We start from the raw sequence: 26,195 nt of genomic DNA, 5'->3' as shown, positions 1-26,195 counted from the left end.
TGCCCCCGTCGCTCACCGCGTTGGGGGGAAGGTTCACATGGCTCAATTCTCAATGGAAATTATGCGCCTAACCGGCTCAGTTCTGCGTGGAAACCAACATTCAAAGACACGTCGAGGCCCGCCTTCGCTCTGCGACGACCACGTCGAGGTGGCTGGACTCCATGCCACTGCATGTCGCCATCCGATTGTGCGAGACAGTCGGCGCCTCTGAAAGAAACGGCCTCCGGTTCCGCAGCGACAAGCTCGATTCCGCGGAATGGTCGGCCTGCGCCGGCACCGGGCACGACCTTCTCTGCGGCGGCGAGGCGGATTTCCGTAGTTGGCTGGAAAAACTCCTGTCAAATTTCGCGCTTGGACGAAGCGACATGGGCGGCCGCGTGTTGTTCGGCCGTCTCTACGAGCGGCTTGCGCACGAGACCGACGATCCAGCGTTCGACCCAATCCGGGACATCATGCGAGACGTCGCCCTGTGCAGCCTCCCGCTTGGCCCCGGCGACGACTTCTTCGGACCCCTCACAGACAGACGATTGCACTCGGTACAGTCCGCGTCACGGCAATTTGGGATCCATCCCAAACGGCTTCGCAAGCTGCTCGTGAACTCGGGGACGATCCCGGCGGACGACGTGGCGAAGACGTTCGAACGGATCCTGCTGCCTGCGCCCGACATGGAGAAGTTCGTGGCAGAAGCACAAGCGGGCCTAAACGTTCCCGAGGCGAAGATCAGGCTCGGTGTCAGCAGGGTCCAGTTCGACATCCTCATCGAACATCGCCTGATCGTTCCCGTGGCCGGAGATCGGTCCGCCAGCGAGTGCATCAGTGTGGACCGTAGCTTCGCTCCGGACGATCTCGATGACCTTCTTGGAAGGCTTCGGGCAAGCGTGACTATGCAGCCGAGGTCTGAGATGGTCGAAATCGCGGCGGCATGCCGGCGAACGAACTGCCAGTTCATGGAGATCATGGAGATGCTCCTGAACCGCTCGCTCAAGAACGTCGCCATTGAACCTGGTCACCAGGGCATTGCAGGGTTCAGACTTGACGTCGACGAAGTCCGGCAGATGACGGCGGGCGAAGATCATGGTTGCCACGCGGTATCGGAGCTGCAAAGTCTGATCCCAGCGTCTTTCCGGATCGTGTCCGGGCTGCTCTCGGGAGGATGGATCGCGACCGTCGAGCGCAGACACCCGACGAAGCGGTATATTCAAAAAGTCGTGGAGCCGGAAACACTTGCCAAGTTCAAGGAAGAGTTCGTCTCGTTAGGCAATCTGGCCAGCAGCAGGAGGACACGAACCTGGAGCCTGAAGAGGCAACTCGAGCAACGGTCCATCGAACCGAAATTCATCGTTGCCGAGATGCCTTTCTACAGCCGCGCAGATCTGACTGATCTGTAATATTTTTCATCTTTGATGTATTCCAAGCCGGGCGTTCCGCCCGGCTTTTTTGTTTGATCGGTTATTTGGCCAAATCTAGCTTTCAACATGGCCAGTCCTGCTTGGGTCCACGGGTTCGTGCCACCATAAATCAATAACTTGCGCGCAAGTTGGCCAATACTTAGGTGGTTTTCTCACCCGGAGGAAACTCCGGGCTTTTACTTTTTTGTCCATCGCGCCGCGAATCGGACATGCTTTGAGAACACTGCGAGCAGGGATTTTAGATAGAAAAGAAGCGATAAAGCCTGTGCGCAATCTGTGGATAGGGAATATTTCCACAGCAAAATCATTTTTTGTATTGCAAGGCGTTTTCCACAATATATAGTGGATGAGAAATAAGAAATGCACGCATATAGATATTCGCCTTAAGTTTTGCCCCGATTCGGATTTTTGGTCAACACAATCTTAACGGCTGTGGAAAAGCACCGAGCTAGACAAAACAAGAAGAACATACAAGCATAATAAAAAAGGCAGCGTGACTGGTAATCACACTGCCTTTGGAACAGCCCGGGAGGTCCTGCCGCCCGCGTGTCCATGTGCTTCTCTAAAGCATGGCTATGCTGTTCCTCCGATCAATGGATGTCAAGCGCGCAGTCGCGCCCGGACGTCGATGAAGCAGGAGAAAGGAGAATAGCGATGCCTATAGGACGCACAGCTCGCACTGGCGAGACATGCCCTGAAAGTGGTGTGTGGAAGGTTGTTGGTACACCTACCACCACAGCACCGATTGCAAAAGGTAACCGTATGCCACCGTATGGTGGAAACGCCGTAACCTGGCAGCTTATACAACTTGCCTGATCCTGAGGGGCCGAGCAATCGGCCCCTCTTTTCGTCATTGTAAGGAGGCTGAATTGGCATCGATACCCACTTTCGGATTTTCTGCTTTTCTGCGTATAATTTGCTTAAACGAAAAGCCAAAAAGACGCGCAATCTTGGATAGGCACCGTCCATCTAAAGATGGCGGATACGACTATCATCGCAACTTGCGAAACAAAATCCAAAAACTCGCCGTTGGAAGTCATGATTTGAAAGAAATCTTGACAGAGATCGCAAAGATTACAAAGCCCTCTGAGAGGCGTTCAACTAAGCGGGGCGTGGTCGCTTTTCTCAGGTGGATTAAAGCTAACGGTGGATCGATTACTTTCTGCGATCCCATATTTATTGATAGCCCTTCCGGTTTATTTAAGATCCGCTTCGATGCCAACTGCGTTGTCGAAATCAATGGACGCCGGACAGCTATCCACGTCTGGAACACGCAGAAGCCAAAACTTAGCAGAAAGGAAGTGTTGGCAGCTCTCACGTTGGTCCGCAAAAATGTAGTTACTGAAGACGATTCAGTAGACGACTTTGCAGTTCTTTCGCTGCAAGACAACAATATCTACAAATGGTCGGATGCACCGAAAAGTCAGGATTCGCTAGCAGATTACATTCTGCGTCAATTGGACCAGCTATGTTCTCTCGCCCGCTCAGAATTCGAGCTTCCGCAAATTGAAAAGCGGCCAGGTGGCACAGGGCTAACACTCTGACCTTCGACTTATACTCAGCGTCCAGAAGCTCAGGTGCAAGCTTCTGGACGTAACCCGCCTTACCCCATAAAATCCACCAGCAACTTCACATTCAGCCCCGCAATCACCACCGCGATCAGCCAGGCAAAGGCCGAGAGCCAGAGCGGAGAGCGCAGCTCGCCCATCTTGGCCTTATCGGCGGTGAACATGACGAGCGGGAAGACGGCGAAGGAGAGTTGCAGGCTGAGCACCACCTGCGTCAGGATCAGTAGTTCCGCCGTGCCGCTGTCGCCATAGAAGATGGTGACGCCGGCGGCTGGGACGATGGCGATGGCGCGGGTGATGAGGCGGCGCAGCCAGGGGGCGAGCCGCATCTTGAGGAAACCCTCCATCACGATCTGGCCGGCAAGCGTTGCCGTGACGGTGGAATTGATGCCGCAGCAGAGGAGCGCCACGCCGAACAGCGTCGGCGCAATGGCAAGGCCGAGCAGCGGTGCCAGCAGATTATGGGCTTCGCCAAGTTCGGCAACGGTCGTCTGCCCCGCCTTGTTGAAGGTCGCCGCCGCCAGAATGAGGATCGAGGCGTTGATGAGGAGCGCGAACATCAGCGCGATGGTGGAATCGAGCGTCGCGAATTTCAGCGCCTCGCGTTTTTCGGCAATTGTTTCGCCGATTTCGCGGGTCTGCACGATGCCCGAATGCAGATAGAGATTATGCGGCATGACGGTGGCGCCGAGAATGCCGAGCGCCAGATAGAGCATGTCCGGATTGGTGACGATCTCGGTCGTCGGCGCGAAGCCGAGGATCACCTGCCCCCAGTCAGGGTCGGCGAGCGCCACCTGAATGGCGAAACACACGGCGATGACGCCAAGCAGGGTGATGACCAGCGCCTCCACCCAGCGGAAGCCGAGCTTCTGCAGATAAAGGATCAGGAATACATCGAGCGCGGTGATGAGAACGCCGAGTTCCAGCGGAATGCCGAAAATGAGGTTGAGGCCGATGGCCGTGCCGATCACCTCGGCGATATCGGTGGCGATGATGGCGATTTCGGCCAGCAGCCACAGCACCATCGCCACGGGTTTCGGATAGGCATCGCGACAGGCCTGGGCGAGATCGCGGCCGGAGGCGATCGCAAGACGGGCGCAGAGCGATTGCAGCACGATCGCCATGATGTTCGAGACCAGCGCGACGGTGAGCAGCGTGTAGCCGAATCTGGAGCCGCCGGCGAGCGACGTCGCCCAGTTTCCGGGATCCATGTAACCGACCGCAACGAGATAGCCGGGACCGAAAAAGGCCATCGCCCGGCGAAACGTGCCGGCATTCGGTTTGACCCGGATCGAGCTGTGAACGTCGGACAACGAGAGATCGTCGCCGTTCCGTCGCCATCCAAAGACGGGCTTGTCCATTTTCTGCGCTTTCAAATGGGAGATTGAATTGGTGCAATTGCAAATCATTCGCACAAGAGGCAACGGCTGACAAGGGGAGTTTTGCGGCCGGATATCGGCGCACGATGCCGCAGGCGCGTGCCCGGTTCGGGCGCGAACCGGCACACCATAATGCTCTTATGGCTGGCCCTCCTCTCCCTCCCGCCGCGCGCCGGCTGGATTCCGTCTAAGGCAAGGATGATGGAGGTCGGGGGAAAAAGGGCGGCGGCGAATGCGGAGACGCTGTCATCTCGAGGGCCTCACGGCCTTGTCATCGCCCTGCCCCGTCGATTTCGGAACGGCCGCACACCCGCCTGCGTTGATATTTCAGGAAGCAACCTATTGCGGGAAAGTTCATGCGACAGGGCCACAAATTCAGCCTGGTGAACCATCCGAGCCGATGGCCGAAATATATCATGGCGCACAGAAAGCCGCGCGACTGGCTGATGACGATCAGCGGCATCGTGCTGCTGTTCATCGTCGCCGCCGCGGTCGCCATGGGTTATCTCGTCACCAGCCATCCCGGCAAGCCGGAGCCCAACCCCGGCATCGTGGAGGAACAGGCAGCCGAGAACGGCGGATAGATTGCGGCGCCAACGCGCCGCTTATCAGCTCAGGCCCGCAAGGTGCCCGCTGAACTGCGCCTCGTGCAACCGGCTGTAATGGCCCTTGGCGGCCAGCAACTCGGCATGGGCGCCGGTTTCGGCAATGCCGGTCTGGTCCACCACCACAATGCGCGAGGCGTCGCGGATCGTCGCCAGCCGGTGAGCGATGACGAGTGTGGTACGGCCTTTGGCAAGCTCCGTCAGCGATTGCTGGATGGCGCGTTCGGTTTCCGTGTCGAGCGCCGAGGTCGCCTCATCGAGAATGAGGATCGGCGGGTTCTTGAGGAACATGCGTGCAATGGCGAGACGCTGCTTCTGGCCGCCGGAAAGCTTGACGCCGCGCTCGCCAATGACGGTGTCGAGCCCGAGCGGCATGGCTTCGATGACGCCATCGAGACGGGCGCGCCGCGCCGCATCCATGATGTCCGCATCCGAAGCGCCAAGCCGGCCATATTCGATATTCTCGCGGATCGTGCCACCGAACAGGAAGACATCCTGCTGCACGATGCCGATCTGATTGCGCAGCGAAGCAAGCTTCATTTTACGGATATCGATGCCGTCAATGGTGATCGCGCCGCTGGTGACATCGTAAAAACGCGGCAAAAGCGAGCAGAGCGTCGTTTTGCCCGCCCCCGAAGGGCCGACAAAGGCCACCGTCTCGCCAGCGCTGATCTTCAGGTCGATATTGGTAAGAACCGTCTTGCCCTCGGCATAACCGAAACCGACATGGCGATATTCAATATTGCCGCGCAGCAGCGGCGCTTCCACCGCATCCGGCGCATCGACGATATCGGGCGCGGTGTCCAGCAGTTCGGTGAAGCGGCGGAAACCGGCAATGCCCTTCGGATAGGTCTCGATGACCGAATTGATCTTTTCCACCGGACGGAAAAACACGCCCACCAGCAGCAGGAAGCCGACGAAACCGCCTTCGGTCAGGCTGCCCGTCAGCACGAACCAGGCGCCGCAGATCATCACGATCATCTGCGTCAGGCGCATGCTCATATAGCTGAGCGAGGTGCTGGCCGCCATGATCTTGTAGGCATCGAGCTTGGTGCGGCGGTATTTCTGGTTGTCCTTCTCGAACAGCGCCCGCTCGTGATCCTCGTTGGCGAAGGCCTGCACGACCCGCATGCCGCCAACATTTTCCTCGATACGGGCGTTGAAATCCCCTACCCGGCCGTAAAGCGCGCGAAAATTCTGAGTCATGCGGCCGCCGTAACGGCTGGTCACCCAGGCGGTAACGGGCACGACGGCGGCGGTGATGAGCGCGAGCGGCACATTGACCGACAGCATCAAGAGGAACGCGCCGATGAAGGTCATGATGGCGATGAACAAATCCTCCGGGCCGTGGTGGGCCACCTCGCCGATCTCTTCCAGATCCTTGGTCAGCCGCCCGACCAGATGGCCGGTCTTCTGATTGTCGAAATATCGGAAGGAGAGCTTCTGCAGGTGATCGAAGGCCAGACGGCGCATATCGGTCTCGATATTGATGCCGAGCATGTGTCCCCAATAGGTGACTGTCGCCATCAGCCCGGTATTCAGCACATAGATGACCAGCAGACCCACCGAGGCGGCAAGGATGATGGCCCACTCACCACCCGGCAACAACACATCGACAAAGGCCTTCACCGCCATCGGAAAACCGAGTTCGAGCACGCCCGACAACACCGCGCAGGAAAAATCGAGAATGAACAGACCGCGATAGGGGCGATAATAGGCGAAGAAACGGCGGAGCATGGCATGACCTGGGGATCGGGCGCGGCAACCTGACGCCGCAAGAAAAACGGAGTTCAATTGTCATATTTCAATGCGTGCGCCAAGACCGATGTTCTATTTTTACCAAAATCGTTCAATAGGTTCCGCAATAAACACACAACGGTAATGTGATCCGGTTATATTGCACTTATATGTATCGGTGTGACAGAGTGAATGCACCCTTCGGGGAGAATGCGAGAAAGAGCCTGCCGTGAGTAATATTGACAGCCGTAAGCAGAGTGGCGAACCGAGATGGCTTGGTCCCGCCAGCCCGACGCGGATCGCCCTGATCCCGCCCATCTCGGCTGCGCGCTGGCTTCTCGTTCTCGTCGCCCTTGCCGGCATTTATTTCTTCCACGGCTTTCTCGTCCCCGTTCTCGCCGCTCTCGTTATCGGTTTCGCCAGCTGGCCGGTTTATACGCGGCTTCTGCGGCAGGTGGGCGGCAACACCACGCTCGGCGCCACCATCGCCATCATCCTCATCCTCGCCTTCCTCGTCGTGCCGATCTTCATCGCCGCTTCCTATACGGCAAGCGAAATTCGCGAATGGTTCGGCTGGGCGGTGCATGTCAACAAAACGGGCGCGCCCGTGCCGGACTGGATCGCCGCCCTTCCCGCCGTCGGCCCCTGGCTCGGCGAACAATGGGTGAAATATATCGGCACGCCGGGCGCCATCGGCGAACTCATCCAGCTCGTCAGCGGCGCCAATATCGGCAATATCTACCGGGCGATCCTCGCCGCCGGCAACGGCGCGTTCCACCTGGTGCTGACCCTGCTGTTCATGCTGATCGCGCTGTTCTTCGTCTACCGCAACGGCGCGGGCTTCACCCGGCAGGTCGATCTGGTCGGCGAACGCATCCTGCCAACGCGGTGGGAACGCATTTCCCGCGTCGTGCCCGCCACCATCAGCTCCACGGTCACAGGCATGACGCTGATCGCCATCGGCGAAGGCATTATCCTCGGCATTGCCTACTGGATCGCCGGCGTGCCCTCGCCCGTCACGCTCGGCGTGCTCACCGGCGTCATGGCGCTCATTCCAGGCGGTGCGCCGCTCTCCTTTACGCTGGTGTCGATCTATCTGGTCGCCAGCGGCTCGCCCGCCCACGGGCTGGCGCTGTTCGTCTGGGGTTCGGTGGAACTCTTCATCGTCGACAAGACCATCCGTCCGAAACTCGTCGGCGGGCCGATCAAGCTACCCTTCCTGCCCACCTTTTTCGGCCTCGTCGGCGGCGTTAAGACCATGGGCTTTCTCGGCCTCTTCATCGGCCCGGTGCTGATGGCGCTCCTGGTCGCGATCTGGCGCGAATGGGTGCGTGAGGTGGAAATCTCCGCCGCCGCCAGCGCCGAGGCTCCGCCCCCGCCGCCCACGCAGGAAGACGCCATTGATGAGGTTGCCGCGCTCGAAGACAATAGCGAGGAAACGACGGCGTTTCGGAAAGCGTTTTGATCGTTGAAGCCTGCGGGCAGACGCCTCGACGCTGGCGCCTATAGATAGTCCTTAAACCGCGCATCCGTCATGCTCGGGCCTGTCCCGAGCATCTGCCACCGATTGATTCTACGTTACGTGATTGAATCCTCGGCACAGGGCCGAGGATGACGTGCAGGATACGGCAAACTCGCGCCGTAGGCCTAAAGCACCTTCTCCATGAACAGGCTGAGCGGATCCGGCCTGTAGGGCGCAAAGGCCTCGATCTCTACAAACCCCGCCTTGCGGTAAAGACCGATCGCCTCCGGCTGGCTGATGCCGGTTTCGAGACGGATGGCGGAAAGGCCAAGCTCGGCGCCGCGCGCGACAAGCGTATCCATGATCAGCTTGCCGATCCGCAATCCCCGCGCCTCAGGATCGACGAACATGCGCTTGACCTCCGCCGTGCCGTCTCCCGCCTCCACCAGCGCGCCGCAGCCGACGACGCGGCCGTCATGCCGGGCCACAAAAAACGAGACATTGTCCTGCTCGAGCGCGCCGATATCGACCAGATGATTGCTCTCGGCGGGGTAAAGCGAGGCCATATAGGCGTTGGAAAGGTCGATGAGGCGCAGAACCGCATCCTGCCGGGGTGTTTCAAGCTTGATTTCGGTGGCCAATGCGATGCCTGCCTTCTCTATAAAAATGCGTATTTCGTCGTAATGTCACTGCAATCGGGATAGATGAGTTTCTAGAGCATAATTCCCGACAGAGGCAACAGACACCATGAAAACAGCCCTCGTTCTCATGACCTTCCTTGGCTGCGACGACAGCGCCACCGATTGCCATTACCTCGCCACCTCCCAGCAGCGCTGGACGAGCATCGAACTGTGCGACGCCGTGTCGGAAAAGGAGCTGGAGCGTTACGCCAACGCGCCTTACCCGGTAGTGGTAGCCGTGTGCCAGACACCGGGCGAACAGGCCCCGCAGACGGCCGGCACGCAACCTCCCGCCTCGGCACCGGCCACTGCACCGCAGGCAACGGCAGCGGTGACGCCGAAGGAAGAGGAAAGCCTCACCAAACAGGCAATCAGCCGCGTCAGCCGTATCCTGCCTTCCACCGAAGGCATAAAGCATCTTTTGGGGACACCGGTGAGGATGGTTGAAAACAGCTATTCGTGGATCGCCAAACGGTTCGATAAGTGATTGCGGGGAACCGATCTTCCCTCATTCCTGTGCTTGTCACAGGAATCTAGCCAGCCCAAGTCTTTGGGCTGGAAAGACTTTACTCGCCGCGCAGACGCGCGTCGGCTGGATTCCTGTGACAAGCACAGGAATGAGGATGGCAGTGATCCTGCCCGAAACATCGCAGCGGCGTCTTGTAAAACCCCTTGGGACCTCACGCCGCCTCAACCGTCAGCGCTTCCGCATAATACCGCGCCTTCTGCCGCTCTTCGGCAATGGCGAGCTTGCGCACGGCATGCAGCAGTTCGAACAGCGTTTCGGAACCGTTGACGTCACGGAAATGCGCCAGCAGTTCCGCCGAGACGGAGGCCGCCACATCAGAGAGCTGCGAGCGGGCGGCACGGCGCCACATCAGCGTCGCCTCGATGAAGACGTCGACAACATCGCCGAAAAGACCGACCGACTGGAACAGCGCCTTCAAGGCATGCGGCCGGCCTGTCGCCAGAATGGCGCGCACCTTGCGGTCATCGAGACCGGAGAGATTGACCATGGCCGCCGTGAAGAATTCCAGCCGGCCCGAACAGACGGCATGGATGAGCAGCGCCGGCGTCAGTTCCAGCCGCTGGCGCAGATGCTCCACCAGCGCCGGCAGCTCCGGCGAGGAAACGCTGGCGGCGATAAGGATGGTGGCGGAATCTTCCGCCTCGCGGAAAAGACTGTCGGCGCGGTTGCGCGCGATCATCGCGTGAACCAGCGCGGAACCCGCGAGAGCTTCGCTGATGCGGCCCATCAACAGGTGACGCGCATCGGCGGGCAGCGCCTCGCGGCGAAGCAGGAGGTCGCGAATATCGGCGTCCGAACCGTGGCGCTCGGCGATGCGCCTGAGCGAAAACGGCGTGATGAAAGCATCGTCGTTTTCGAGCAGGATGATGGTTTCCGGCAGGTCGCCCACTTCGGCAAGCGCTGCGCAGACACCGCGCGGCAGGCCCGGCCTTGCGGCGATGAGCGCGCGCGTCAGGCTTTCGCCGCGCCCGGCGAGGTCGACCAGATCGGCTTCGCCGAGAACCGGTGAGCGGGCAATGACGGTGCAGGCAATTTCGGGCTGGTCTTCGGCGAGTGAAACGAGAATGGCGCGCGGAGCGTCATGGGCATCCGCCAGCGCTTCGGCAAGCGCCAGTCGCACACGCGGCGAAGGATCGTCGAGCAGATAGGTCATCGCCATATAGGCGGCATCGCGGTTCTCGCGCGCCATGTCGGACTGAAGATAGGCACGGCCGAGAGCATTGGCGGCTTTCGCCCGCTCGGTCGAGCCAGCCTTTTCAGACCAGCGAAGAAATGCCTGTACGATCACCTGAGCCTCGAAAACATTCGCAACAATGGATGGCGGCATCATCGCCGCCACCATGTATAAAACTCTAGGCGCAAATGGTTTACGTTTGGTTCACCATAAAAATTAACCGCCGCCGAAGAAGGACTATATTTACGGCGCAGTAGAGGGGCGCTGCAGCTGGAATACATCGCTGCCGCCATCGCAGTAATCCATATAGCCCATGCGCGCCACGGGTCGCGACAGCCCCATATCGATGCGCCCGTCGCGAATGATCGTTTCATCGATATGGATCGCCATGACCTGTCCGATCACCATCCACGAATCCGCCGGCTGGCCGTCGACGTCCTTAAGCTGCTGTATCTGGGTCACCCGGCACTCCAGAACCGCCAGCGCCTCACCCACGAAAGGCGCATCCACCACCCGCCCGTCGACGGCGGTGAGACCGGCAAGGGCGAACTCGTCGACATCATAGCCGACGGGTGCAGAAGACGCATTCATCCGGTCCACCAGATGGCGGCTGACGAGATTGGCGGTGAAGACGCCGGTTTCCTCGACATTGCGCAGGCTGTCCTTCCTGCCGCTGGAGGAGAACATCACAAGCTTTGGCCGGTCCGAAATCGCATTGAAGAAGGAATAGGGCGAGAGGTTGAGGGAACCGTCCCTGCCCTTCGAGCCGATCCAGCCGATCGGACGCGGCGCGACGATGGCCTTGAACGGATCATGCGGCAGGCCATGCTGGTTGGTGTCCGTGGTGTAGAACATCAAACGTCCCCGACCCAGGTGACGACATCGGCAAGCTCCGGCCGCGGCCGCTCCACCGGCGGGAATGTCGTCGAGCCGATATGAATGAACCCGGCCACCTTCTCTTCCGCGCCGACCTCGATTTCCGCGAGGAATGCGGAATCGAAAGCAAACCATTCGGTCAGCCAGTTCGCTGCAAAACCGCTGGCATTGGCGGCGAAGATGAGGTTGAGGCACACAGCACCGGCGGACATGACCTGTTCCCATTCCGGAATCTTGAAATGCGGCTTTGCAGTGCTGATGACGGCGATGACGACGGGCGCGCGGGTGAAGCGGGTGCGTTCCGCTTCCTGCTGCTGCAGGTCCAGTTCCGGGTTCTTTTCAAGCGCGATCCTCAGCGCCGTCTCACCGAGACGCACGCGCTCCTCGCCGCGATAGACGACGAAGCGCCAGGGGGCGAGCTTGCCATGGTCAGGCACGCGCACGGCAAGGCGCAGGATGTCCTCGATTTCCGCCTTCGAAGGCCCCGGCTCGGCAAGTTGCAGGGCCGGCGTGGAACGGCGAACCTTGAGATAATCGAGGAGCTTGATATCATTTGTCATGATCAAAAATCTTCCATTCTGCTGTCATCGCAAAAACATGGGCCTTGAAATAGCCACGGCATTGGTTTTGAAGTGATCCGGGAAAATCAAGAAGTCAATCGGTATCGAAAATGTCGGCAATCAAAATCGCGGCACGTCTGACCATTGCATGTGCCGTGCTTGGCCTTTTATCGCAAGCCGCTTTTTCGCAGGACGCCTTCAAAGACTTCAAGCAGCTCGGCGGCACGCCTAAAATGCCGAAGCTGAACGCTTTCACCGCCCCTTCCGCACCCAACGCCCCGGAAAGCACCGCCCGCGATATCAACATGGAAGCCAAGCTGACCAGCGAAGGCGAAGCGGTGAAGGAAGGCCTGTCCTGGCGCGTCTTCAGCCCCATTCCCGGCGCGGACGGCAAGTTGCCGATGCTGGCAAGTTCGGAAGGCGGCTCGGCGGAATTCCATCTGGTGCCGGGCGAATATTTCGTCAACGTCGCCTTCGGCCGTGCGGGCGTCACCAAGAAACTCAATGTCCCGACCTCCGGCAATGTGCAGAAACAGGTGCTGATTCTCGATGCCGGCGGCTTCGTGCTGAATGCGGTTGCGGGTTCCGACAAGCAGATTTCCGGCAACCAGCTCAAATTTTCCGTCTATTCGTCAGACGCCCGCCCCGATGGCGAGCGCGGCCTCGTTATGGCCGATATCAAACCCAACACCATCGTGCGGCTGAATGCCGGCACCTATCACGTGGTTTCCGAATATGGCAACGTCAACGCGGTGGTGCGCGCCGACATCCAGGTGGAAGCCGGCAAGCTGACGGAAGCGACGCTCCAGCATCAGGCCGCCCAGATCACCCTCAAGCTCGTTTCCGAAGAAGGCGGTGAGGCCATTGCCGATACGGCCTGGTCGGTGCTGAACGGCGGCGGCGACGTGGTGAATGAAAGCGTCAGCGCCTTTTCGACCATGGTGCTGGCGGAAGGCGAATATACCGCCATCGCCCGTAACAAGGACAAGGTCTACCAGCGCAACTTCAAAGTGACCTCCGGCCGGGATTCGGATGTGGAGGTGCTGATGAAGGATCAGGCCCCGGAAGATATGACCGGGGATTTCGAGTAGGCTCCACAACAGCCACGGCGCCTTTGGGGTCTTTTCTCTGCCTTATGCACGGCGTCATCCTTGGGCTTGTCCCAAGGATCTAATCACGTCCAATTCAATCGAGACGTTGCAGATGCTCGGGACAGGCCCGAGCATGACGGAAGAGAGCTTTCAAGACTTCGCCCAAAACAAAACGGCCCCCGAAGGGGCCGTAAGTATTATCACGCAACCTGCTTCTTCGCCGCGAGCTTGCGCTTCACATCCGGCGGCGTCGCCTCGTCCACGAGGCTCGTAATCGCATCTTCCAGCGACATCGGCGTCTGGTTCTGCGAACCGAGACGGCGGATGTTGACGGTGCGCTCTTCCGCCTCTTTCCGTCCGCAGACGATGATGACCGGAACCTTGGTCACCGAATGCTCGCGGATCTTGTAGTTGATCTTCTCGTTGCGGAAGTCGGTCTCGACCGCCATGCCCGCCTCGCGCAGCGCTTCGGCAACCTCACGGCCGTAATCATCCGCATCAGAGGTAATCGTCGCGACCACGACCTGAAGCGGCGCGAACCACAGCGGCATATGGCCGGCGAAGTTCTCGATGAGGATGCCGAGGAAACGCTCCATCGAGCCGCAGATGGCGCGATGGATCATGACAGGCTGGGTCTTCTCCGAGTTCTGGTCGATATAGAAGGCGCCGAAACGTTCCGGCAGGTTGAAGTCCACCTGCGTCGTGCCGCACTGCCATTCACGGCCGATGGCGTCCTTCAGCGTATATTCGAACTTCGGCCCGTAGAACGCGCCCTCGCCCGGCAGGATGCCGGTCTTGATGCGGCCTTCGGACTGTTCCTCGATGGTCTTCAGAACATCCATCATCACGCTTTCGGCGCGATCCCACAGATCGTCGGAGCCGACGCGCTTTTCCGGACGCGTGGAGAGCTTGACGACGACTTCGCTGAAACCGAAATCCTCATAGACGGACAGGATCAGGTCGTTGATGCGCAGGCATTCCGCCGCCATCTGCTCTTCCGTGCAGAAGACATGCGCGTCGTCCTGCGTGAAGCCGCGAACGCGCATCAGGCCATGCAGCGCGCCCGAAGCCTCGTAACGATGCACGGTGCCGAATTCCGCAAGACGGACGGGCATTTCGCGGTAAGACTTCAAGCCATGCTTGAAGATCTGCACGTGACCCGGGCAGTTCATCGGCTTCAGGGCAAACACGCGCTGATCGGCTTCCTCGTCATCGGGATGGGTGAAGGCATGGGCGGATTTCACCGCGAACATGTTTTCCTGATACCAGCCCCAGTGACCGGAGGTTTCCCACAGCGACTTGTCCAGCACCTGCGGTGCATTGACTTCCTGATAGGTATTGGCGAGCCGGCGGCGCATATAGGCCGTCAGCGTCTGGAACATCCGCCAGCCCTTGCCGTGCCAGAACACAACGCCCGGGCCTTCTTCCTGGAAATGGAACAGGTCCATTTCGCGGCCGAGACGGCGGTGGTCGCGCTTTTCGGCTTCGGCCAGCACGTGGAGATAATTGTCCAGCTCTTCCTGCGTCGCCCAGGCGGTGCCGTAGATGCGTGACAGCATCGCATTGTTGCTGTCACCGCGCCAATAGGCCCCGGCCACCTTCATCAGCTTGAAGGCCGTGCCGATCTGCCCCGTGGAAGCCATATGCGGCCCACGGCAGAGATCGAACCAGTCGCCCTGATAATAGATCTTCAGGTCCTGACCTTCCGGAATGGCGTCGACCAGCTCGACCTTGTAGTTCTCGCCCTTGGCGGCGAAAACTTCCTTGGCCTTCTCGCGCGACCAGATTTCGCGGGTAAACGGCTTGTTGCGCAGAATGATTTCCTTCATGCGCTTTTCGATCTTCGGCAGATCTTCCGGCGTGAAGGGTTCGTTCTTGGCGAAGTCGTAATAGAAGCCGTTTTCGATGACAGGGCCGATCGTCACCTGCGTGCCGGGCCAAAGCTCCTGCACGGCTTCAGCCATGACGTGGGCGGCATCGTGGCGGATGAGTTCCAGCGCACGCCCGTCTTCACGCGTGACGATCTCTATTTTGCCATCGGTGATGGTCTCGGACAAATCGCGCACGGTACCGTCAAGCGCAATGGCGACAGCCTTCTTGGCAAGCGATTTGGAAATGGATTCGGCGACCTCGCGGCCGGTCGTACCGGCGGGGTAGCTGCGCACGGATCCATCGGGAAATGTAAGGGAAACAGCTTCAGACATTGTCTAATCTCCTGTCCAGTCCCGCCAACGAATGCGGGTGGTGTTGGAATAATGATTTGCCCGCGACAAGCGGACAGGCAGGCTGATAAAGGCTTTTGCCATTGCAGTCAAAGGCGAAGGATCGCTCAGCGAAGCATTTGCGCGAGACCATTGACCGTATTGGCGTTGCGGGTCGTGCCGATACCGAGCCTTTTGGTGGTCAGCACGGACAGCAGCCTGCTCTCGCTCGGCTTGCCGCAAAAATCGATCCATAGATCGCCGCCGGCAAGCGCGATCTTTTCCCTCCCGCGGTATTTCTCCAGCAATTCGAGGACGCCGTTGTCCAGCGGCGCGCGCATCACGCGAACGCAGACATCCGGCGGATTGCCTTGGGCGAAGGGATTATCCGCCGCCAGTTTCAGCCAGTCGCCGCCCGAACGAACGAGAATATCGACATGTTTGCCGAAGCGGTCTTCGAAGGCGCGCTCCAGCCTGTCCTCAATCTCACGAACAGGTGCCGCCCCGGCGCGAAAAACCAGATTTCCAGTCGCGACCAGCGTTCTGCATTCGGCAAATCCCAGCTCTTCCGCCAAGGCCCTGAGATCGGCCATGACGAGCCGCTTGCCCGCGCCGAGCACGATGCTGTGCAGCAGGGCCACATAGTCATTCATCGATGCAGGCTCCAGTAACGCCACGGCATCCACCAGCGCCTGCGGCCATCGAGCACTTCCGGCACCGGGTCCAGCCCGCTGGTGCCGCCCGGCCCGCAGCGCGCGACGCGAAACAGCGTCATCCATCCGCCGGCCCACAGCCCGTGTCGGGCAATCGCCTCATAGCCATATTCGGAACAGGTGGGGATATGGCGGCAGGAATTTCCGATGAAGCCGGATAGCGTCAGCTGATAAAGCCGAATGAAACCGACGCCCAGAAGCCGCCCCGGCGTCTTGGCAAAGCTGCCCGTCCAGTTGCGGGATCGGCCCGCTTTTTCCGCCGTCTGCTGGTGCCGGCAGCCCGGTTCGCCGCACATCGCCTAACCCGCGGCGTTCAGAGCCGGCCGCCCTTCGATCTGGTCGAGCGCATCGACCACCGCTTCGAAAGTCAGCATGGTGGAAGCGTGACGGGCCTTGAAATCGCGGACGGGCTGAAGCACCCGCATATCCTCGAAACGGCCCGTCGGCCCCTCACCGTCCTGTTTCAGCATGGCGAGCATGTCTTCCCGCGCCTGCCGGATTTCGCCGCTGGAAGCCCCGATGATGTGGTGCGCCATGATGGAGGCGGAGGCCTGGCCGAGCGCGCAGGCGCGAACCTCATGCGAAAACGCCGTCACGATGCCGCCTTCGACCTTCAGATAGACCTTGAGCTTGGAGCCGCACAGCCGGGAGTGTTTCTCGGCGCTGGCGTCGGCATCCTCAAGAACGCCGATGAGCGGAATATTCCCGGCAAAGTCCAGAATGCGATTATTGTAGATATCGTCCATCGTCGGTGCCCGGCGCGCTCAAGATTGCCCAAAAACAGGACAGGTCAAATTTTTCAAACACAGCGTTTGTCGCAGTGAAGCTTTCCTGCCCTTCATTCTCATTATATGCTAACGAGCTTTCTGGACATCAAGCCGTGATGAAATTAACGGCTCCGATACCGAAATAACAGCATCGGTCTTGCCAAAATGCTGTAAAACAACCAGATAGCAGCAACTGCGAACAAGAGTTCGCGATGAAAAACGAATTCAGGTGCGGCCTTTACCCGCATCGGGAGAGACGGAATGGATGCGATCGTGAAGAATTTCCCCGGCGCTGGCGCAAAACCCGACGTGGCAGAAGCTCGCCCAAGCCAGGCCGAAGCGGAAGAAGCAGTGCGCGTTCTTTTGCGCTGGGCAGGAGAAAATCCCGCCCGCGAAGGACTTCTGGATACGCCGAAGCGCGTCGCCAAGGCCTATCGCGAGCTTTTTGCCGGTTATGAGCTGAATGTTCAGGACGTGCTCGGCACGACCTTCGAGGAAGTCGGCGGTTATGACGATGTTGTGCTGGTGCGCGACATCCCCTTCTTCTCCCATTGCGAACACCATATGGTGCCGATCGTCGGCAAGGCGCATGTCGCCTATCTTCCGGCGGGCCGCGTGCTCGGCCTGTCGAAGATCGCCCGCGTCGTCGAAATCTTCGGCCGCCGCCTGCAGACGCAGGAAAACATGACCGCGCAGATCGCGAGATCCATCGAGGAAACCCTGAAACCGCGCGGCGTGGCCGTCATGATCGACGCCGAACATATGTGCATGTCCATGCGCGGCGTAAACAAGCAGGGGTCGACGACGCTGACCACCAGCTTTACCGGTGTGTTCAAGAACGATCCGGCCGAACAGGTGCGCTTCATGACCATGGTGCGGAACCGCTAAGCGCCGGACCGAAGGCCGTAACGCGGTTTTCGGAAAATCCGATGCGCAAGAAAATCCAGAGTGGCGGAAGCAGATCCGTTTATCCGCCGCTCCAATCGTTCCGCCAGTTGATTTTCCGGGGTTACCATGTCCATTCCCTTTCCATCCGCCCCTGCGGACAAGGAAGTGCTCGAAAACGCAGGTCTTTTTTCACCGAAATTCGATGCTCACGGCCTCGTCACCGCCGTTGTCACCGATGCGCGTGACGGCGAGTTGCTGATGGTCGCCCATATGAATGCGGAAGCCCTGTCGCTGACGCTGGAGACCGGCATCGCCCACTATTACAGCCGTTCGCGCGACAATATCTGGAAGAAGGGCGAAACGTCAGGCAATCTGCAAACGGTGAAGGAATTCCGCACCGATTGCGATCAGGACGCCGTGTGGCTGAAGGTCTCCGTCGCCGGCCATGACGCGACCTGCCACACCGGTCGCCGCTCCTGTTTTTATCGCACGGTCGAACTCTCCGATGGCCAGGCGGTGACGAAGATCACCGATGATACCCGCCATTTCGATCCGGCGACCACCTATTCCGCAACTTGAACGGCCACCTTCCATCGGCCGCACCAATTTGCTACCAATATAGCGGGTTCCGGGGATAAGGCGGAGCACCGTAGAATTGGCAGGGAGTGCGGTCATGTTGGGATGGGGAAATCGTCACAATCAACTTGCGGCTGGAAATCCCGAAGCCACCGGCAATGAGCCGCCCGTCACCCAGATCGTCGACAAACACCGGATAGCGCTCGCCCTTGGCGGCGGTGCGGCCCGCGGCTGGGCCCATATCGGCGTTCTGCGGGCGCTGGATGAGGCCGGCGTGAAGATCGGCATGATCGCCGGCACCTCGATCGGCGCACTGGTGGGCGGTTGTTATCTCGCCGGCAAGCTCGATGAGCTGGAGGAATTCGCCCGTTCGCTGACGATGCGCCGCATTGCCGGTCTGCTCGATCTCACCATCGGCGGCGGCGGCCTTTTTGGCGGCATGCGGCTGACAAAGCGCATGCAGGAGCATCTCGAAGGTCTGCGCGTCGAAGATCTCGACCATCCCTTCATTGCCGTCGCCACGGAGCTGCGCACCGGCCACGAAGTGTGGATTCACCAGGGCGACCTCGTCACCGCGCTGCGTTCATCCTATGCCCTGCCCGGCATTTTCGAACCCGTGCAGTGCAACGGCCGCACCCTGATCGACGGCGCGCTCGTCAACCCCGTGCCGGTTTCCGTCTGCCGCGCCTATGAGCAGGCGTTGGTCGTCGCGGTCAATCTGAATTACGACCTCTTCGGCCGCTCCGCCGTGGTCAAGCACGCCGCCTCGCCATCGCATGGCGGCGCAGCACCGGCGGTGGAAAGCCCGCCGCGCCCCGGCCTGCCGGGCGTCATGGTGCAGGCGTTTAACATTATTCAGGACCGGATTTCGCGCTCGCGCCTGGCGGGGGATCCTCCCGACCTGATGATGCATCCCCGCATCAACGATATCGGCCTCTCGGAATTCCATCGCGCCAGCGAAGCCATCGACCGGGGATATGAGGAGACGCGGTCGCGTATTCCGGAGCTTGAACGCATGCAGCAGGCGTTCCGGCGCTAGGGCGAAATTTCCTCGCTCCTCGTTCCTGCGGCAAGCACAGGAACGAGAGAAGTGAGACGCTCAGCGAACGAACTCACCCGGCAATATAAGCCTTGATATGCTCCGCTTCGGCTTCGATCTCGCCAATCCGCGCCTTCACCACGTCACCGATGGAGATGATGCCGGCAAGGCGGCCGTTCTCTTCAACCGGCACATGCCTGAAGCGTCCGCCCGTCATGATTTCCATCAGCTCATCGGTGGTGGAATTGTGGTGACAGCGAATGACATTCTTGGTCATGGCCACCGACACGGATTGCTGGAGGGAAGCGGCACCCTGGCCCGCCACGGCCTTTACGAGATCGCGCTCCGTGAAGATGCCGAGAACGACGCCATCGGCGTCGGTCACGACGACAGAACCGATCTTATGCGCGTGCAGCGTTCCCGCCGCCTCGCCGATGCTGACCTCCGGACCGACAGTCACGACGTCCCGGCCCTTGCGGTCGAGAAGATCCTTTACGAATGTTGGCATGCCTTCCTCCTCTTTTCAGCGATACGCAGCGCCGCAGTCTCCCCCGGCGGTTGCAAATCATGGGATATGGTGCGCTGAGGTCCGCATGAATGCAATCCCGGATGGGACGCGCGAAAGCAAATTTGCGCCACAGCCGACAAGGAGCGTGATCGGCTCAGGCCAGTCGTCGATCGAAAAGCCCGAAGAACAGGAAGCCGAGCAGAAAGCCGAAGACATGGGCGTCCCAGGCGATTTCACCGCCGACATCGCCGAACAGCGGCACGCCGACCGCGATCAGCACATTGCCGAACAGCCACATCAGCGTGAAGATCAGCACGGTGCGGTTGGAAAGCGCCCCAAGAATGCTCTGCCGCGGCATCAGATGCCCGAAGGAGGCGCTATATCCGCCACGTGCCGGGAAAGCGAAGCGGCAGGCCGCCCCCATCAGCGCCGAAACGACACCCGACGCCCCGATCAGCACCGTCACATCGCCCCAGTTCAGCGCCGCATGACCGAAGGCGGAAACGGCGGCGGAAATGCACCATAACAGCACGAAGCGCACTGTTCCGATCCGGCGCAGAACCGGCGCGCCGAAGGCCATCAGCCACAATCCGTTAAAGAGAATGTGCTCGATGCCGCCATGCAGGAAAGAATAGGTCACCGGCGTCCAGAGCCATTCCAGCCCCTGCTGGGAAAACGGCACCGCATAACGCAGCGGAATGAAGCCGAAGGTGAAGATGAACCAGCCATTGCCTTCCTCTGACAGAAGATAGGCGGGAACCACATAAGCGACGATCAGCGCGGCCAGAATGCCGACCAGCAGCGATGGCAGGTTGAAGACGGGATTGTTCGTGTCGTCTTTCGGCTCCGGCGTTTCCGAAACCGGCGGCTGTTCGCCGTCCCCGTAGGACATGATCCCATCCCTGTCTTTGTCGAATTTTGCGTTCCCCGAGCAATATAGGAAGCCCGAACGAAAAAAAAGCCGTCCCGCCCTTGAAGCGCTCGACGCCCAAACCGCTATCGGCAAGGACGCCGGGCCGCGGGCGGTCCGGCTTGCGGGCCCGCCTTAAAATAACAGGCGACGCCATCGAATTGTGCTGACGGAGCTTTCCCCGACATGGCCGCTCCGATGCCACGACTATCGCCATTGGGCAATATCAACCCTTTGTTAACCTTAACAAATCCACTTGGCACGAAAATCGCTACACCTCCAGATACAGACGTTCGGATGGACATGATGTCCCAAAAACGAACATGGAGAGATGCTATGAAGAGCATGGCCGGACTGGACATATATGCCTATTGGGATGAACTGCGCGGCAAGCGATCTGCCCCGCGACGCGAGGACATCGATCCCGCAAAGCTGAAACATCACCTTGGCGATCTTTTTATCCTCACGGACAAGGGAGAGAACACCCCGTTCTTCCGCCTTGCCGGCACTCGTCTTTGCGATCTGTTCGGCCGGGAATTGCGGGATCGCCCGTTTTCGGAATTGTGGCAGCCGGCAAATGCCGTCTTCCCCTGCCGCGTCGCGCGCGGCATCCTGCACCACCAGTTGCCCGTGGTCTTCGATGTCGAGGCGGAGGACAGCTATGGCGCGGCACCGCTGGCATTCGAAATGCTGCTCCTGCCGCTGCGCACCGATCCCGACGCCGCCCCAAGGCTGCTCGGAGCGCTGCTTGCGGAGCGGCCGCGACACGAATTCGCCGCGCCCATCCAGTGCCTGTCCATGCAAAGCAGCCGCCTGCTGCGCCTGGACATTGCACCGGCAGGGTATCCGGTGAACAAGGGGGCCGAGGATACACCGCGCGCCGAAAGCTGCTGACGGACCTGTTCCAACGCTCTCCGCCCCTCCGGGAGAGGTCCGGCAGCACCGGAATCTCAAAAAAATATGTCAGAACTGTAACGATATTGCCGATCAGAAAAATTGTAGAGATTAAACAATACAGTCTGTTAACTCGCGCAAGGTAGAAACTTACCGTCATCATTCATTACAATTGCGCTGCCCATGTTTTCGTCCCGCTCGGTCAACACCGCCCAAATCCTGCGTCCGGTTGAAGAAGCTCATCTCGACGACGCCGTCCGTGTGTCTTTCACCGGCCGCCTGATGTTGCCCGATCATGAAGAATATGATTGCACCGCGACAGAGATGACCGCCGAAAGGGCGCAGTTCACCTGCTCGGGCATTGCCCGCCACGGTGACCGCGTCATCGCCTATCTTCAGCATATCGGCCGGATCGAAGGCACGGTGACATCGCTCACCGCATCGGGCTTCCTCATCGCCATCAACGCGCCGGAGCGCAAGCGGGAAAAACTCGCCGCGCAGCTCGCCTGGATCGCCAAGCGTCAATTGCTCGGCCTGCCGGAAGACCGCCGCCACGACCGCCTGACGCCGCGCAATGCGAGAGCCCAGCTCGTTCTGGAAGACGGTGTGCTCGTCGCCTGCCGGCTGATCGACCTTTCCCTGTCGGGTGCGGCAATCGAGATCGAAAACCGGCCGCCGCTCGGAAGCCGGGTCCAGCTCGGCAAGAACATGAGCGGCAAGATCGTGCGCCACTTCATGGAAGGCGTCGCCGTCGAATTCGACCGCGTCCAGTCGCCCGACGCACTGATCGAATTTCTCTAAATAGTTCCACCCGGACACGGCAGGTTTTACGCCCGTAAGAATGCGCGCAGCATTTTCGGCGCGTTTTGCGCTCGCCCCAATCGCATAATTGCGAAGATTCCCGGATGGCGCCTTGGCAGTCAATGCTCCGTCTTCGGCCATATCGGGTTCACCAGCCGCTCCTGGCGTCAGGTGCTTTATTCTCACTTCTCGCTATCGAACTTCCATTTCATGCCCTGACGCATGCGGCAGACCGACCTGGATCCGCCATAGTCGGTAAAAAAGGATGAGCGCGGCGGAACCTGTTGCGCCTTTGGCCAGATCATCAACAGCACGAAAATCGCTCTGCAAAACTTTTTTCCAGAAAAAATGCAGTTTTTTTGAAGTTTTTTTGTCGCTTTTTCCGGCCTGTACCAGCCTGAAACAGCCATCCCAAAACGGGAAATCCACCTCTTCGCCACGCGCCGCAAGCCGGCCGCGCGCGACCAAGGAAACCGCAGGACGCGGAAAACCGCTGTCAATACAGCGGTCTAGATGGCTACCAAAAGCCTAAAGCCAGGATGCGTAAAACTGTAATAAAATTTGCTTCAAACACGCATAAAAACTAGTTCGAATACAGTTCAAAACAACGGCTAATTTGCTGAAATTTAAGCTCAAATTGCGCTTCACAAATTTCCGCCGGGTCAAAATATACCTGCGAATGTCTCCTCACCACGGGGAGACAAGCAATGAACAAGAACAACCGTTTCGTTTTCACTCTGATCGCATTCATCGTCAGCGCCTTCGCGCATCAGGCAAGCGCCTCGCCGGCCGCCGTCATGCGCGTCATCGGCAAGGCCAACCCGCCGATCGGCCACTATGAATTCTGCCAGACCTATCAGAGCGAATGCCAGCCGACCTCGCTGGACAACGGCCCGATGAAGCTGACCGAAGAGCGCTGGAAGACGATGCTTGACGTCAACTACACCGTCAACACCACCATCACGCCGATGACCGACATGGAAATCTATGGCGTCGAAGAGCGCTGGGCCTATCCCACCACGGTCGGCGATTGCGAAGACTTCGTGCTCCTGAAGCGCAAGATGCTGATGAACAAGGGCTTCTCCGCTTCCAACCTGTTGATCACCGTGGTTCTGCAGCCGAATGGCGAAGGCCACGCCGTTCTGACCGTCCGCACCGATCGTGGCGATTTCGTTCTCGACAACATGCGCAACAAGGTCATGAACTGGTCGGAAACCGAATATACCTACCTGAAGCGCCAGGACACCGCCAATCCCGGCCGCTGGGTGAAAATTCAGGATGGTCGCGCCACCACTGCGGTCGGCGGCATCAACTGACCGAATAACCGACCCGTCCCCCCAAATGAAAAAGCCGGCATCCTTGCGGAGCCGGCTTTTTCATTTTCAAATCCGTTAAGCGTCAGAGCAGCCCAAGCTCCGCCAGTTCCCGCCTGAGATCGGAAGGCATATCCTCGCCGCCCGTGCCGCCGCCGAGATCGCGGGGCGCCTCGTCGTCCTTCAGGTAACGCCAGCCCTGAAACGGGCGTTTCGGCGCAGGTGAGGTTTCGATAACCTCCGGGCCGAGAATGAGATCGCAGCGGGAAATACCGTCTTCGCCCTTGAAGGAGCGTATATCGAGAAGTTTCTGCCGCGCCTGCACCTGTCCCTTGATGACCCAGTAGAGCGAACCGCCCTCGAGCAACTCCTCGACACGTTTCGGGATCATCCGGGTGGTGTGGACACTGTGCGGCTCAAGGCCTGCGGCAATTGCGCTCAGCGCACGATGCGCGACCCAGTCTCTCAAGTCCTGGATTGAATCCGCGCCGACGCAAAGTTTGATGAGATGTAGAGGCATGGTTCTATCAATGCCTTTTTGCAGCGGGCGTCAAGCATGGCAACCATGCCGGACGCCCTGCCCGCTCAGCACTCCACAACGTTCACGGCAAGGCCGCCGGTGGAAGTTTCCTTGTATTTCTCGCTCATATCGTTGCCGGTCTGGCGCATGGTCTCGATACAGGCATCGAGCGGTACGAAATGCTGGCCGTCGCCCTTCAGCGCCAGCGAGGCCGCCGTCACCGCTTTCACCGCGCCCATGGCATTACGTTCGATGCACGGCACCTGCACAAGCCCGGCAATCGGATCGCAGGTCATGCCGAGATGATGCTCGAGCGCGATCTCGGCGGCATTTTCCACCTGTTCCGGCGATCCGCCCATGACCGCGGCAAGGCCCGCCGCCGCCATGGCGGAAGCCGAGCCCACTTCGCCCTGACAGCCCACTTCCGCGCCTGAAATCGAAGCATTGTGCTTGATGATGCCGCCAATGGCGGCCGCCGTCAGCAAAAAGTCGCGCACGTCATCGACGCTCGCATCCTCATGGAAATGCCGGAAATATCTGACGGTGGCAGGAACGACGCCTGCGGCACCATTGGTCGGCGCGGTCACCACGCGGCCCCCGGCGGCATTTTCCTCGTTCACCGCCATGGCGTAAACGCTCAGCCAGTCATTGGCCATGACCGGGTTCAGCCGGTTGCTGCGCCATTCCGCATTCAGCTTCTCGTAAATGGAGCGGGCGCGGCGGCGCACCTTCAGGCCGCCAGGCATGATGCCGTCCACCTTCAGACCGCGCTCGATGCAGCCGTTCATGGCTTCCCAGATCTGGTCGAGACGCTCGTTCAGCTCCTCGCGGGAAACCACCGTCTCCTCGTTGGCGCGCTTCATCTGGGCGATGGTGCGGCCGGAACGGGCCGCCATATCCAGCATTTCCCGCGCGGTGGCGAAGGGATAGGGCACGCGCGGACCGTTATCGATGGTCTTGCCGCGCTGCTTGATCGCCTCCAGCTCCGTATCGGTCACGACGAAACCGCCGCCGACGGAATAATAGATGCGCTTGATGAGCAGCCTGCCCTGATTGTCGAAGGCGGAAAAGATCATGCCGTTGGCATGGCCGGGCAGCGGGTTCTTCTTGTCGAAGACCAGATCTTCGGCCGGGCGGAACACATAGGACGGATGGCCGGGCGGCGTCACGGTGCCGGCCTTTTCCACCGTCTCGATGATGGTGTCCATCGCATCGGGGTCTACAATATCCGGCCGTTCGCCGGTAAGGCCGAGAATGACGGCACGCCCGGTACCGTGGCCGATGCCGGTAAAGGCGAGCGAGCCATGCAGGCTGACCTTCAGCTGCGCAACGGCCGCGCCTGCCGGCCGCGGCCACTCATCGCTGAGGATCAGCGCCAGAAAGCGGTTGGCTGCCGTCATCGGCCCCATCGTATGGGAGCTCGAAGGACCGATACCGATCTTGAAGACGTCAAAGACCGAAAGAAACATGAAGTTCGCCTTGAATAAGAATGGATTCCACCACCATCATATCCAAAGCCGAAACGGATCGCCACAAAAGAGCGTCAGCGGTTTGCGCAGCTGCGACATAATTGCCTTCAAACGAAAACAGCACGGTTTCCAAAGGAAAACCGCGCCGTTTCAAAACCCGTCATTCAGGAGAGATGCTTATGGGCTGCCAAAAATGTACGTCAATGCGAGAAAAGCGGCAAAGCCTGCAAGTGCGCGCAAGGTGACGCCCCAGCAGGATTTCTGAGCGGTTTCTTCCATGATTACTCCAGCTATTCACTCTCCGGGGGATCTTCAAGACCCGGCCCGTTGAGGCAAGCATTTATTAAAATCCGGCGGCGAAGGCAAATGCAAAAAGCGGCTAAATGAAGGCGTTTTCGACAGGCTGCCATTCGCCCCGCGCATAGGTATGTGAAAAAACAAGGTGTTAGCGTGAGGCCCGCATAAGCGCCATTTTAGGCTTCGCCGCAATTTAGGCTAAAGTGTAACCGTTATTTAAAGCTTATGC

The 26,195-nt window shown here is 59.6% G+C and carries 28 protein-coding genes; 13 read left to right on the top strand and 15 right to left on the bottom strand.

The features are described from left to right. Positions 1 to 161: 161 nt before the first annotated feature. Together ACQZ5K_RS10235 and ACQZ5K_RS10230 are read left to right on the top strand one after the other, a co-directional pair. Positions 162 to 1,388: a hypothetical protein gene (locus ACQZ5K_RS10235; protein WP_448740270.1), complete on the top strand. Its 1,227-nt coding sequence runs from the start codon at positions 162 to 164 to the stop codon at positions 1,386 to 1,388. A gap of 890 nt (positions 1,389 to 2,278) precedes the next feature. Then, positions 2,279 to 2,953, top strand: a complete 675-nt coding sequence (locus tag ACQZ5K_RS10230) for a hypothetical protein (protein WP_262535475.1) — start codon at positions 2,279 to 2,281, stop codon at positions 2,951 to 2,953. A 59-nt stretch (positions 2,954 to 3,012) separates the two neighbouring features. On the opposite strand, the gene ACQZ5K_RS10225 is transcribed toward ACQZ5K_RS10230, so the two are convergent. Continuing rightward, positions 3,013 to 4,338 (bottom strand): Nramp family divalent metal transporter, encoded by a 1,326-nt coding sequence (locus ACQZ5K_RS10225; protein WP_059760225.1) that lies wholly within the window; start codon positions 4,336 to 4,338, stop codon positions 3,013 to 3,015. Between the two features lie 374 nt (positions 4,339 to 4,712). Here ACQZ5K_RS10225 and ACQZ5K_RS10220 point away from each other — a divergent pair, with 374 nt between their 5' ends. Further along, a complete protein-coding gene (locus tag ACQZ5K_RS10220; RefSeq protein WP_003523379.1) occupies positions 4,713 to 4,940 on the top strand; it encodes a hypothetical protein in 228 nt (75 codons plus the stop codon). A gap of 24 nt (positions 4,941 to 4,964) precedes the next feature. Here ACQZ5K_RS10220 and ACQZ5K_RS10215 read toward each other — a convergent pair whose 3' ends face one another. After that, positions 4,965 to 6,698, bottom strand: a complete 1,734-nt coding sequence (locus ACQZ5K_RS10215; RefSeq protein ID WP_059760228.1) for an ABC transporter ATP-binding protein — start codon at positions 6,696 to 6,698, stop codon at positions 4,965 to 4,967. A gap of 229 nt (positions 6,699 to 6,927) precedes the next feature. Between ACQZ5K_RS10215 and ACQZ5K_RS10210 the strand changes: the two genes are divergently transcribed. After that, a complete protein-coding gene (locus tag ACQZ5K_RS10210; RefSeq protein WP_448740269.1) occupies positions 6,928 to 8,163 on the top strand; it encodes an AI-2E family transporter in 1,236 nt (411 codons plus the stop codon). Positions 8,164 to 8,345: 182 nt separating this feature from the next. On the opposite strand, the gene ACQZ5K_RS10205 is transcribed toward ACQZ5K_RS10210, so the two are convergent. Further along, positions 8,346 to 8,801, bottom strand: a complete 456-nt coding sequence (locus ACQZ5K_RS10205) for a GNAT family N-acetyltransferase (protein ID WP_137453111.1) — start codon at positions 8,799 to 8,801, stop codon at positions 8,346 to 8,348. Between the two features lie 106 nt (positions 8,802 to 8,907). Between ACQZ5K_RS10205 and ACQZ5K_RS10200 the strand changes: the two genes are divergently transcribed. After that, on the top strand, positions 8,908 to 9,327 hold the full coding sequence (locus tag ACQZ5K_RS10200) for a hypothetical protein (RefSeq protein WP_271045950.1): 420 nt from the start codon (positions 8,908 to 8,910) through the stop codon (positions 9,325 to 9,327). A 193-nt stretch (positions 9,328 to 9,520) separates the two neighbouring features. Here ACQZ5K_RS10200 and ACQZ5K_RS10195 read toward each other — a convergent pair whose 3' ends face one another. The 3 genes from ACQZ5K_RS10195 to ACQZ5K_RS10185 form a co-directional block, all read right to left on the bottom strand. Next, on the bottom strand, positions 9,521 to 10,711 hold the full coding sequence (locus ACQZ5K_RS10195) for a DUF2336 domain-containing protein (RefSeq protein WP_020808946.1): 1,191 nt from the start codon (positions 10,709 to 10,711) through the stop codon (positions 9,521 to 9,523). Between the two features lie 75 nt (positions 10,712 to 10,786). Then, complete coding sequence (locus ACQZ5K_RS10190) at positions 10,787 to 11,398, bottom strand: flavin reductase family protein (protein ID WP_080816851.1); 612 nt, start codon at positions 11,396 to 11,398, stop codon at positions 10,787 to 10,789. Beyond that, positions 11,398 to 11,979, bottom strand: coding sequence for a nitroreductase family protein (locus ACQZ5K_RS10185; RefSeq protein ID WP_020808944.1), 582 nt, complete (start codon positions 11,977 to 11,979; stop codon positions 11,398 to 11,400). Before ACQZ5K_RS10185 ends, ACQZ5K_RS10190 begins: the two co-directional genes overlap by 1 nt. Before the next feature lie 110 nt (positions 11,980 to 12,089). On the opposite strand from ACQZ5K_RS10185, the gene ACQZ5K_RS10180 reads away from it, so the two are divergent. Next, on the top strand, positions 12,090 to 13,070 hold the full coding sequence (locus ACQZ5K_RS10180) for a hypothetical protein (RefSeq protein WP_003523389.1): 981 nt from the start codon (positions 12,090 to 12,092) through the stop codon (positions 13,068 to 13,070). A gap of 200 nt (positions 13,071 to 13,270) precedes the next feature. Here the strand turns inward: ACQZ5K_RS10180 and thrS are convergent, their stop codons facing one another. The 4 genes from thrS to ACQZ5K_RS10160 form a co-directional block, all read right to left on the bottom strand. Next, entirely contained in the window at positions 13,271 to 15,274 is a 2,004-nt protein-coding gene (gene thrS, locus ACQZ5K_RS10175; protein WP_262532916.1) for a threonine--tRNA ligase, read from the bottom strand. Between the two features lie 125 nt (positions 15,275 to 15,399). Continuing rightward, entirely contained in the window at positions 15,400 to 15,924 is a 525-nt protein-coding gene (locus ACQZ5K_RS10170; protein ID WP_127756950.1) for a DUF1697 domain-containing protein, read from the bottom strand. After that, positions 15,921 to 16,280 (bottom strand): membrane protein insertion efficiency factor YidD, encoded by a 360-nt coding sequence (yidD, locus tag ACQZ5K_RS10165; protein ID WP_003523392.1) that lies wholly within the window; start codon positions 16,278 to 16,280, stop codon positions 15,921 to 15,923. The genes ACQZ5K_RS10170 and yidD overlap by 4 nt, the downstream gene beginning before the upstream one ends. Before the next feature lie 3 nt (positions 16,281 to 16,283). Further along, a complete protein-coding gene (locus tag ACQZ5K_RS10160; protein ID WP_003523393.1) occupies positions 16,284 to 16,730 on the bottom strand; it encodes an iron-sulfur cluster assembly scaffold protein in 447 nt (148 codons plus the stop codon). Positions 16,731 to 17,012: 282 nt separating this feature from the next. Here ACQZ5K_RS10160 and folE point away from each other — a divergent pair, with 282 nt between their 5' ends. From folE to ACQZ5K_RS10145, 3 genes are all read left to right on the top strand, one after another. Continuing rightward, positions 17,013 to 17,639: a GTP cyclohydrolase I FolE gene (gene folE / locus ACQZ5K_RS10155; protein WP_003523394.1), complete on the top strand. Its 627-nt coding sequence runs from the start codon at positions 17,013 to 17,015 to the stop codon at positions 17,637 to 17,639. A gap of 126 nt (positions 17,640 to 17,765) precedes the next feature. Beyond that, positions 17,766 to 18,218, top strand: coding sequence for a phosphoribosyl-AMP cyclohydrolase (hisI, locus tag ACQZ5K_RS10150; protein WP_142779333.1), 453 nt, complete (start codon positions 17,766 to 17,768; stop codon positions 18,216 to 18,218). Positions 18,219 to 18,312: 94 nt separating this feature from the next. After that, complete coding sequence (locus ACQZ5K_RS10145) at positions 18,313 to 19,254, top strand: patatin-like phospholipase family protein (RefSeq protein ID WP_448736718.1); 942 nt, start codon at positions 18,313 to 18,315, stop codon at positions 19,252 to 19,254. 73 nt (positions 19,255 to 19,327) lie between these two features. Here the strand turns inward: ACQZ5K_RS10145 and ACQZ5K_RS10140 are convergent, their stop codons facing one another. Both ACQZ5K_RS10140 and ACQZ5K_RS10135 read right to left on the bottom strand, forming a co-directional pair. Next, entirely contained in the window at positions 19,328 to 19,762 is a 435-nt protein-coding gene (locus ACQZ5K_RS10140) for a CBS domain-containing protein (protein WP_003523399.1), read from the bottom strand. Between the two features lie 154 nt (positions 19,763 to 19,916). Continuing rightward, on the bottom strand, positions 19,917 to 20,654 hold the full coding sequence (locus tag ACQZ5K_RS10135) for a rhomboid family intramembrane serine protease (protein ID WP_080856455.1): 738 nt from the start codon (positions 20,652 to 20,654) through the stop codon (positions 19,917 to 19,919). A gap of 354 nt (positions 20,655 to 21,008) precedes the next feature. On the opposite strand from ACQZ5K_RS10135, the gene ACQZ5K_RS10130 reads away from it, so the two are divergent. Then, entirely contained in the window at positions 21,009 to 21,566 is a 558-nt protein-coding gene (locus ACQZ5K_RS10130; protein WP_164865427.1) for a PAS domain-containing protein, read from the top strand. Positions 21,567 to 21,749: 183 nt separating this feature from the next. Then, positions 21,750 to 22,367, top strand: a complete 618-nt coding sequence (locus tag ACQZ5K_RS10125; protein ID WP_003508056.1) for a PilZ domain-containing protein — start codon at positions 21,750 to 21,752, stop codon at positions 22,365 to 22,367. 192 nt (positions 22,368 to 22,559) lie between these two features. On the opposite strand, the gene ACQZ5K_RS10120 is transcribed toward ACQZ5K_RS10125, so the two are convergent. Beyond that, complete coding sequence (locus ACQZ5K_RS10120) at positions 22,560 to 22,835, bottom strand: hypothetical protein (protein ID WP_448740268.1); 276 nt, start codon at positions 22,833 to 22,835, stop codon at positions 22,560 to 22,562. Positions 22,836 to 23,074: 239 nt separating this feature from the next. Between ACQZ5K_RS10120 and ACQZ5K_RS10115 the strand changes: the two genes are divergently transcribed. Beyond that, positions 23,075 to 23,683, top strand: coding sequence for a transglutaminase-like cysteine peptidase (locus ACQZ5K_RS10115; protein ID WP_003523403.1), 609 nt, complete (start codon positions 23,075 to 23,077; stop codon positions 23,681 to 23,683). A gap of 82 nt (positions 23,684 to 23,765) precedes the next feature. Here ACQZ5K_RS10115 and ACQZ5K_RS10110 read toward each other — a convergent pair whose 3' ends face one another. Together ACQZ5K_RS10110 and ACQZ5K_RS10105 are read right to left on the bottom strand one after the other, a co-directional pair. Beyond that, entirely contained in the window at positions 23,766 to 24,200 is a 435-nt protein-coding gene (locus ACQZ5K_RS10110; protein WP_003523405.1) for a DUF1489 family protein, read from the bottom strand. A gap of 65 nt (positions 24,201 to 24,265) precedes the next feature. Continuing rightward, positions 24,266 to 25,669 carry an L-serine ammonia-lyase gene (locus ACQZ5K_RS10105; protein ID WP_448740267.1) on the bottom strand — a complete coding sequence of 468 codons (1,404 nt, stop codon included), beginning with the start codon at positions 25,667 to 25,669 and terminating at the stop codon, positions 24,266 to 24,268. Between ACQZ5K_RS10105 and ACQZ5K_RS10100 the strand changes: the two genes are divergently transcribed. Then, a complete protein-coding gene (locus ACQZ5K_RS10100; protein ID WP_162935857.1) occupies positions 25,668 to 25,934 on the top strand; it encodes a hypothetical protein in 267 nt (88 codons plus the stop codon). The genes ACQZ5K_RS10105 and ACQZ5K_RS10100 overlap by 2 nt on opposite strands. Positions 25,935 to 26,195: the final 261 nt, after the last annotated feature.

The sequence above is a fragment of the Agrobacterium sp. 22-226-1 genome (assembly GCF_053522345.1).
The sequence above is the reverse complement of the archived record's forward strand: the minus strand, read 5'-3'. Positions and strand labels throughout refer to the sequence as shown.